This is a genomic window from Pseudomonas sp. LF-5, from assembly GCF_037626295.1.
GTDB classification, from domain to species: domain Bacteria; phylum Pseudomonadota; class Gammaproteobacteria; order Pseudomonadales; family Pseudomonadaceae; genus Aquipseudomonas; species Aquipseudomonas monsensis.
Genome location: NZ_JARKMT010000004.1, coordinates 376505 through 384885, shown reverse-complemented (window position 1 = coordinate 384885; position 8381 = coordinate 376505). Strand labels below are relative to the sequence as shown.

Here is an 8381-nt window from a genome sequence, read left to right as displayed (position 1 = left end):
GATCTCTCGTTAGCGGGAGGCGAATTCTACAGCGTTACTCGCTGTTGTCAACACCTCTTTTTCTCCGCTTTCGACCGAGAAGATCGAACCGTTGAAAGCGCCAGATCAACCGGCATTTCCAACTCCTTCCAGACTTCGATCAACTGAAGCAAGTCGCTGTCGAAAACTGCGTAACTCATTGAATCTCAAGGAGTTTTCCGTTTCGACTGCGCCGGAAGTGGGGCGAATTATAGACTTCCAGAATCTGCCGTCAACACTTAATTCTGTTTTTCTATCGCTCCAAGAAAAAACGACCTATATATAGACGCCACCGCACTGAATGCGCAGTATATTGCCCAATATCTACAACAATACCCTGCTCTTACCTTGGACGATGCCGCGCAATGAATGACCAACCTCGCTCTCTTGCCTCAATGCTGTTCCCGGTTGGCCTGCTGTTAATAGCCATGGGGTCAATCCAGTCCGGCGCGTCTTTGGCCAAGAGCATGTTCCCGGTGGTAGGCGCCCAAGGCACCACCACGCTGCGATTAGTCTTCGCCAGTGTAATCATGTTGCTACTGCTGCGCCCATGGCGTGCCAGGCTGACCTCCAGATCATTGCGCACCGTGATCGTCTACGGCATGGCATTGGGTGGCATGAACTTCCTCTTCTATATGTCCCTGCGCACCGTGCCGCTGGGAATCGCGGTTGCGCTTGAGTTCACCGGTCCATTGGCGGTTGCCATCTATGCATCGCGTCGAGCCATCGACTTTCTATGGATCGGCCTCGCCGCCATCGGATTGCTGCTCTTGATTCCGACGGGCGCAACCTCCAGCGGGATTGATCTGCTGGGTGCCGGTTATGCGTTAGGGGCCGGCGTCTGCTGGGCGCTCTATATTCTGTTCGGTCAAAAGGCTGGGGCTGACAACGGCGTCACCACCGCGGCTCTAGGTGTAATGATCGCGGCACTGTTTGTTGCGCCGATCGGTATCGTGCATGCCGGCACTGCGCTGCTGACACCGTCACTGATACCTGTCGCCATTGGCGTCGCCATCTTGTCCACCGCCCTGCCCTACACCCTGGAAATGGTTGCACTCACGCGCATGCCCGCCCGTACTTTCGGTACGTTGATGAGCATCGAGCCTGCATTCGGCGCATTGTCTGGCCTGTTGTTCCTGCAGGAATACCTCTCGCTGTCACAATGGATGGCCATCCTCTGCATTATTATGGCTTCCGTCGGCGCCACCCTGACCATGGGCAGCGCCGCCAAACCTGCCATTGCGGCAGATTGAAGCGGGATTTCACGAAGGTCTGGCAATTGGCGCTCATTTAGGCCATGTTTAGGCCTTAACTTGATGCCATACATGGATTTTTCGAGCAGGGATTTGAAAGCGCTCAGAGCGCAAGCGAAGACAGGCAGACCCGAGCGTCAGACTCGCGGCCGCTATAAGGACGGTAATGAAACGAATTTTGATACTTATCGCTGTACTCGCGATTGCGGGCTGTGCGGCGACGTCGAAGACCCAGGTAAAACACGGCAAAAAAGGGCTGCATATCAATTGTTCTGGACTGTCGTCCTCTTGGGACAAGTGCTACACCAGCGCAGCCAACTCCTGCGCTCCAAAAGGCTACAAAGTCATCGCCAAGTCCGGAGACACCGTAGAAGAGCCGGGTGATTATCCGTTTGGCCTTAACCCTGCGGGTTATACCAGCCGCAGCATGATCGTCATTTGCAAATAGTTCAGCCCTGCCCGGCGAGCTGGCGACCGATTTCTTCATGGCTGGACTTCAGCACTTCGCGCTGAATGTCCGGCGTGGCCAGCATCCGCGCCACCACCAATGCCCCGACACACTGCGACAGAATCGACCACGCGAGGCTGTCGCTTTCCAGTATTTGCGCCCAGCTTTTCTGCAGCCGACAGATCCACAACTCGGCCTGCTCGCGCACCTGCAATTCGGAACGGGCGATTTCCGCGCCCAGCGCCGGCAACGCGCAGCCGGCCTCGGGCTGCTCAACATGAGACATGCTCAAATAGTGTTTGAGACAGCGCTCCAGTCGCGTCCGGTCCTGCGTGCCCTGCCCGCCCAGGCGCTCCAGGCTTTGACCCAGTTCGCGCTCAACGATGGCCGTAAACAACGCATCCTTCGAAGAGAAATGACTGTAGAACGCCGCGCCACTCAGTCCAATCGCCTTCATCAAGCCATCGACGCCTACCGTGGAAAACCCGGAACGCTTCGCCGAGAGCGCACTGCTGTGCAATAGCTTCTCCCGGGTTTCCTGTTTGTGACTGGCAGAGTAACGCATGAATGTGCCCCGAATTGCTCGTCTTGACGTTGCCCGGATCCTAGCATAACGTTCGTTCACTTAACGATCGTTTACTAAAGGGAATCCCCCATGAATAACAACAAGGTCGTATTGGTGGTCGGTGCAGGCGATGCGACGGGCGGCGCCATTGCCAGGCGTTTCGCCAGGGAAGGTTACGTCGCCTGTCTGACCCGACGCAGCGCCGACAAATTGCAGCCACTGGTAGAGGCGATTAATGCCGAAGGTGGCGAAGCCCACGGATTTGCCTGCGATGCGCGCAAGGAAGAAGACGTCATTGCACTGATTGAAGACATCGAAACCCGCTTGGGGCCAATCGAAGCGTTCGTCTTCAACATCGGCGCCAATGTGCCTTGCAGCATTCTCGAAGAAACCGCACGCAAGTATTTCAAGATCTGGGAAATGGCCTGTTTCTCAGGTTTCCTCAATGCCCGTGAAGTGGCCAAACGCATGGTCACCCGCCAACGCGGCACGATTCTGTTCACCGGTGCGACCGCCGGGCTGCGCGGCGCTTCCGGGTTTGCCGCCTTCGCCGGTGCCAAGCATGGCATTCGTGCTCTGGCGCAAAGCATGGCGCGGGAGTTGGGGCCGATGAACATCCACGTTGCTCACGTGGTGGTGGACGGCGCCATCGACACCGACTTCATCCGCAACAGCTTCCCCGAAAAATACGCCACCAAGGATCAGGACGGCATACTCAATCCCGAACACATTGCCGAGAATTACTGGTATCTGCACAACCAGCCACGGGACGCGTGGACATTCGAGCTGGATCTGCGCCCATGGAACGAGCGCTGGTAAGCCCTACTTCATAACAATAAATAGAGAGAAGCGACGATGCGTAAAACCGTTGAGTTCTATTTCGACCTAGGGAGCCCGGCCACTTACCTGGCTTATACCCAGTTACCGAAACTGTGTGCCGAAACCGACAGCGAGTTGATTTACATCCCGATGTTGCTGGGAGGTGTGTTCAAAGCGACCGGCAACGCCTCTCCGGCGATGATTCCGGCCAAAGGCCGTTACATGTTTCAGGATCTGGATCGCTACGCCAAACGCTACGGCGTGCCGTTGACATTCAATCCGCACTTTCCGATCAACACGCTTATGTTGATGCGCGCCGTCACCGGTATCCAGTTGCGCCAGCCTGAACGCTTTCACGCGTTTATCGATTGCCTGTTCAACGCGTTGTGGGTCGAGGGCCGTCCTCTCGATGAGCCGGCGACCGTCGCGGCGCTGTTGAGCGAGCACGGCTTCGATCCCGCCGAAGTCCTGGCGTTGACCAACGACGAAACGGTAAAGGCTGCGCTGAAGGAAAATACCGAAACCGCCGTTAAACGCGGGGTTTTCGGGGCACCGAGCATGTTTATCGGCAACCAGATGTTTTTTGGCCAGGATCGTCTGGACTTTGTCGAGCAGGCATTGCGCCAGCTTTAGCCCAAACCGGTGACTCAGGCGCTGGTGTCAGCGCCTGAGCTTCAGCCGGTCAGATGGCAGCGGTGCGGGTGTTCAGCCACTCGAGCGCAGGGCCCTCGAGCAGCGGGCTCAAACGCTCGCGCACTTCGGCGTGGTAAGCGTTAAACCACTGCTTTTCTTCCTGAGTCAGCAGTGACGGCAACAGGCAACGCGTGTCGATCGGGCACAGCGTCAAGGTTTCAAACTTGAGGAACTCGCCGAACTCGCTACTCCCGGCCTCGCGGTTCATCGCCAGGTTTTCGATGCGCACGCCCCAACGACCTGGACGATAAGTGCCGGGCTCGATGGAAGTGATCATCCCCGGCTGCATTGCCGTCTGCGGAGCGGGCGCCGCCTGATAGGCAATCACCTGCGGGCCTTCGTGAACATTGAGGAAATAGCCGACACCGTGACCGGTGCCATGACCGTAATCCACACTTTCTGCCCAGATCGGTGCACGGGCGATGGCGTCCAGCAGCGGCGACAGAATGCCTTTCGGAAAATGTGCCCGCGACAATGCGATGACGCCTTTCAACACACGGGTGCAATCGCGTTTCTGCTCTTCGGTCGGCGTACCGACCGGCACCATCCGCGTGATATCGGTGGTGCCGCCCAGGTATTGCCCCCCGGAGTCGATCAGCAACAGCCCATCCCCCTCGATCACCGCGTGTTCTTCTGCGGTGGCGTGATAGTGCGGCATCGCGCCATTGGCGTTGAAGGCGGCAATGGTATTGAAACTCAGCGATACATAATCCGGACGACGTTCACGGGCTGCGGTGAGTTTTTCGTCGATAGTCAGTTCGGTGATGCGCTCGCGGCCCCACGCCGATTCCAGCCAGGCGAAGAACTCACACAACGCGGCACCGTCCTGCTCCATCGCTTTGCGGATGTGCTGCGCGTCGGCTTCACTCTTTTGCGACTTGGCCAGTGTCGTCGGGTTGAGGCCTTCAACAAGTTTCACACCGCTGTCGAGGTTATCCAGCAAACCGCAGGTGACTCGCGCCGGGTCCACCAGCAGGCTTGCACCACTCGGCACAGCGCGCATCGCATCGGCGACTTCGCTGTAATCGCGCAGCGTCACACCATCCTTCTCCAGCACCGAGCGCAAATCAGCATCGACTTTGCTAAGTGTAACGAACAGCGTGGCGTGCTGTTGATTGATCAACGCAAACGAAACAAACACCGGGTTGAACGACACGTCGCCGCCGCGCAGGTTGAACAGCCAGGCGATGTCGTCGAGGGTGGCGATGAAATGCCAGTCAGCCCCGCGTTCCTGCAAGGTTTCGCGCAACCTGGCGAGTTTTTCGCCACGGCTGACGGTCGCCTGCGGCGGCAGATGTTGATAAATCGGTGCGTTTGGCAGGCTCGGGCGATCGCTCCAGACGTCATTCAACAGGTCGATATCGGTACGCAGACGGGCGCCACGCGCCTCGAGTTTGCTGCTCAAGGTGCGCGCCGAGGCCACAGCCATGACCGCACCGTCGACCGCGACTACGCCCCCTTCCGGGGTCTGCTCGGCCAGCCAGTCCAACGGGCTCGGTTGACCCGGTTGCAATTTGACCAGCTCGATACCGCTGCCTGTGAGTTCCTTGGTCGCCTGCTCCCAGTAACGACTGTCGGCCCAGATACCGGCGAAATCAGGAGTGACAATCAAGGTGCCAACCGATCCGTGGAAACCCGAAAGCCATTGGCGGCCCTGCCAGTAACCTGGCAGATATTCCGACAAATGCGGGTCGGCGGACGGCACCAGCAGCGCGTGGATGCCTTCGCGACGCATCAGTTCACGGGTGTGCGCCAGGCGCTGGGGCACCGATCCTTCGGTCGAGGTCTGGGTACTCATCATGTCTCCTGCTAATCACTTCATCGTTATTGTTCGTCGCCGTCAGGCGGCTGGTTAATGCCCGGTCGCCCAGAATGCCGGAGCACTGGCGCAGGCGGTCTTGATCAGTTCGACAGCCTTGTCGATATCTTCGGCCGTGGTGAAACGACCGAGGCTCAAGCGAAGGGTACGCGCGGCCAGTTGCGCGTCATGCCCCAGCGCCAACAACACGTGGGAAGGTGCGTTGCTCGCGGAGTTGCAGGCAGAGGTCGCAGAGAATGCAATCGAATGACTCAGCGCCGCGCTGTTGAACTCGCCTTCGCTGAACGTCAGGCTCAAGGTATGCGGAATGCGTTGGCTGGCGCTGCCATTGAGGCGCACGCCCGGCAGGCTCAGCAATTGCTCAAGCAGACGCTCGCGCAGGGCAACGATGGACTGTTTTTCTTCATCGAATGCTTCTGCAGCCAGGGCGAACGCGGCGCCCATGCCGGCAATCTGATGGGTCGCCAGGGTGCCGGAGCGCAAGCCGCCCTCGTGACCGCCACCGTGAATCTGTGCCTGCAAACGCTGCTGCGCCCGCGGGCCGACGTACAACGCACCAATGCCCTTGGGGCCATAGAGTTTGTGTGCCGAAAAGGACATCAAATCGACCGGCCAGCGCGCCAGGTCGATCTTCACTTTGCCCGCACCCTGCGCCGCATCGACATGGAACAACGCCTCGCGGCCGCGCACGACTTCGCCAATGGCCTGCACATCGTTGACCGTGCCGAGTTCGTTGTTGACCAGCATCAGCGACACCAGAAAGGTGTCATCGCGCATCGCTTCGCTGACCGCTTGCGGGGTGATCAGGCCATCGGCGTCCGGCACCAGATAAGTCACGGCGATGCCGGCGTCCTGCAACTGGCGGGCGGTATCGAGGATGGCCTTGTGTTCAATCTGACTGGTGATGAGGTGACCGCCGGACACGCCGCGAGCCTGGGCGACACCCTTGAGGGCGAGGTTGTTGGATTCAGTGGCACCGGAAGTCCAGACAATCTGCCGGGCCTCGGCGCCGACCAGTTCGGCGACTTGCCGCCGCGCCTGCTCGACCGTGTGCCGGGCCTGCTGGCCGAAGGCGTGGGAGCTGGAGGCCGGGTTGCCAAAGTTACCGTGAAAGCCCAGACACTCGATCATCACCTGGATGACCCGCTCGTCCACCGGAGTGGTGGCGGCGTAATCGAAATACAACGGACGTATGTTCATAAAAGACTCGCAGAGCGTGTTCCGGGATCAGGAGGCTCGTGTCTGCAAACGGCAAAGCGCAGCCTTGTGAGCTGCGCGTCGGTTCGAGAGCGTCATCAATACCTGATCGGATGCCGTTAAAGAAGAACAACTTCATTTAAAAGTGCGTAGGAACGCTCCTGAAGCCGAGCTTAACAGGCATCGGGCCGGCGGTTGAAGCAATGCGTCAGCTAAAGCTTTCGAGAAGTAACGGATACAACGAGATCACTAACAACGCCGCCATGCCCCAGTTGAACACGCGCAACCAGCGCGCCTCCTTCAGCACATTGCGCAACAGCGTGCCGCACGCCGCCCAGAGGCCGACACTCGGCAGGTTGATGATGGCGAACACCGCTGCGATGACCACGACATTGGTGAAGTAACCCTGCATTGGCGTGTAAGTGCTGATGGCACCGATGGCCATGATCCATGCCTTGGGATTGACCCACTGAAAGGCTGCTGCGCCGAGGTAGCTGATCGGTTTTGCCTCGCCGTCAGCGTTGTCTGCGACCGGCCCCGAATGGGCAATTTTCCAGGCCAGGTACAGCAGATACGCTGCGCCGACGTAACGCAGAACGCTGTAGAGCAGTGGATATGTCTGAAACACCGTGCCCAGGCCAAAGCCCACCGCGAGCACCAGCACGAAGAATCCACAGGTGATGCCGAGCATATGAGGGATGGTGCGGTTGAACCCGAAGTTAACGCCCGATGCCAGCAACATCGTGTTATTCGGCCCCGGGGTAATCGAGGTGACAAGGGCAAACAGGGCAAAGCCCAACAAAAGATCAAGCGAGAGGGTCATGGCAGCAATCCGGCAGGGTCATTCAGGTGTTGACCCTATCCCACGCGACGCGGCAAACCCACGGACAGTTAGCGAAAATTTCGAGCAGTACAATTTCTTTTCAGCTTGGACGGCCGTGCAACTGTACGGCACGCCCGGCGCTCATCTCACCCTTCTGGTCGAAACCGAGCGTCTTCTGTGGCTGACCGACTAATTGCGCTTTTTTCGCGTGGTATTCGTCGAAGGACAGGCCGCTGCGATTGAGCGCCTCCATCGCCAGTTCTCGGGATTCTTCCGCGGTGTAGGGGCGCAGTTCCGGGGATACATGGCTGGCACAACCGGCGAGTACGGAGACAGCGAGCATCAGGGAAACAGTCAGTAAGCGATTCATGGGGAGCGTCCTGGCGAGCAATGGGAGTCGATGGACAAAGGCTACGCCCGCCCCCGCTCGCGCAAAAATCAACACGCTCAATAGTGGCTATCAGGAAATCCACAGAAGCGTCGCATATCTCCGAAAGCTCTATAAATATCAATTAAGGTTCTTTTGCGGAATAACAAACAGCCTTTATAAATCCCTGCATGCCCTGGCGACTGTTGCTCCAGCAACTGTTGCCTAGCCAACAGTCATTCAACAAAGCCACCTGAAACTCACACAGCAGATCATCACGATAACGCTCAACGCCCCGTAAACCGGGCGCTCCAGGAATTGGTACAGCGTTTGCTCAAGTCCGGTGACTTACTCACTGCTCGTTGAGCAACTGTTGAAA

9 protein-coding genes are annotated in these 8381 nt (G+C 58.3%); 4 read left to right on the top strand and 5 right to left on the bottom strand.

Annotation, left to right across the window (positions count from 1 at the left end):
- The first annotated feature begins 383 nt into the window (after positions 1 to 383).
- On the top strand, positions 384 to 1271 hold the full coding sequence (rhtA, locus tag PseuLF5_RS16560; RefSeq protein WP_340134038.1) for a threonine/homoserine exporter RhtA: 888 nt from the start codon (positions 384 to 386) through the stop codon (positions 1269 to 1271).
- Positions 1272 to 1437: 166 nt separating this feature from the next.
- Entirely contained in the window at positions 1438 to 1719 is a 282-nt protein-coding gene (locus tag PseuLF5_RS16555; RefSeq protein ID WP_123466364.1) for a hypothetical protein, read from the top strand.
- 1 nt (position 1720) lies between these two features.
- Here the strand turns inward: PseuLF5_RS16555 and PseuLF5_RS16550 are convergent, their stop codons facing one another.
- Positions 1721 to 2284: a TetR/AcrR family transcriptional regulator gene (locus PseuLF5_RS16550; protein WP_123466366.1), complete on the bottom strand. Its 564-nt coding sequence runs from the start codon at positions 2282 to 2284 to the stop codon at positions 1721 to 1723.
- A 90-nt stretch (positions 2285 to 2374) separates the two neighbouring features.
- On the opposite strand from PseuLF5_RS16550, the gene PseuLF5_RS16545 reads away from it, so the two are divergent.
- Together PseuLF5_RS16545 and PseuLF5_RS16540 are read left to right on the top strand one after the other, a co-directional pair.
- Complete coding sequence (locus PseuLF5_RS16545) at positions 2375 to 3103, top strand: SDR family oxidoreductase (RefSeq protein ID WP_123466368.1); 729 nt, start codon at positions 2375 to 2377, stop codon at positions 3101 to 3103.
- Positions 3104 to 3139: 36 nt separating this feature from the next.
- On the top strand, positions 3140 to 3736 hold the full coding sequence (locus PseuLF5_RS16540) for a 2-hydroxychromene-2-carboxylate isomerase (protein WP_128615672.1): 597 nt from the start codon (positions 3140 to 3142) through the stop codon (positions 3734 to 3736).
- Between the two features lie 49 nt (positions 3737 to 3785).
- Here the strand turns inward: PseuLF5_RS16540 and PseuLF5_RS16535 are convergent, their stop codons facing one another.
- The 4 genes from PseuLF5_RS16535 to PseuLF5_RS16520 form a co-directional block, all read right to left on the bottom strand.
- The gene (locus tag PseuLF5_RS16535; RefSeq protein ID WP_340134037.1) at positions 3786 to 5594 is read right to left on the bottom strand and encodes an aminopeptidase P family protein; all 1809 of its coding nucleotides are present in this window, start codon (positions 5592 to 5594) and stop codon (positions 3786 to 3788) included.
- Between the two features lie 54 nt (positions 5595 to 5648).
- A complete protein-coding gene (locus PseuLF5_RS16530; protein WP_222832390.1) occupies positions 5649 to 6815 on the bottom strand; it encodes an aminotransferase class V-fold PLP-dependent enzyme in 1167 nt (388 codons plus the stop codon).
- 205 nt (positions 6816 to 7020) lie between these two features.
- Entirely contained in the window at positions 7021 to 7635 is a 615-nt protein-coding gene (locus PseuLF5_RS16525) for a LysE family translocator (protein WP_123466376.1), read from the bottom strand.
- Positions 7636 to 7735: 100 nt separating this feature from the next.
- Complete coding sequence (locus tag PseuLF5_RS16520; protein ID WP_340134036.1) at positions 7736 to 8005, bottom strand: hypothetical protein; 270 nt, start codon at positions 8003 to 8005, stop codon at positions 7736 to 7738.
- Positions 8006 to 8381 lie beyond the last annotated feature (376 nt).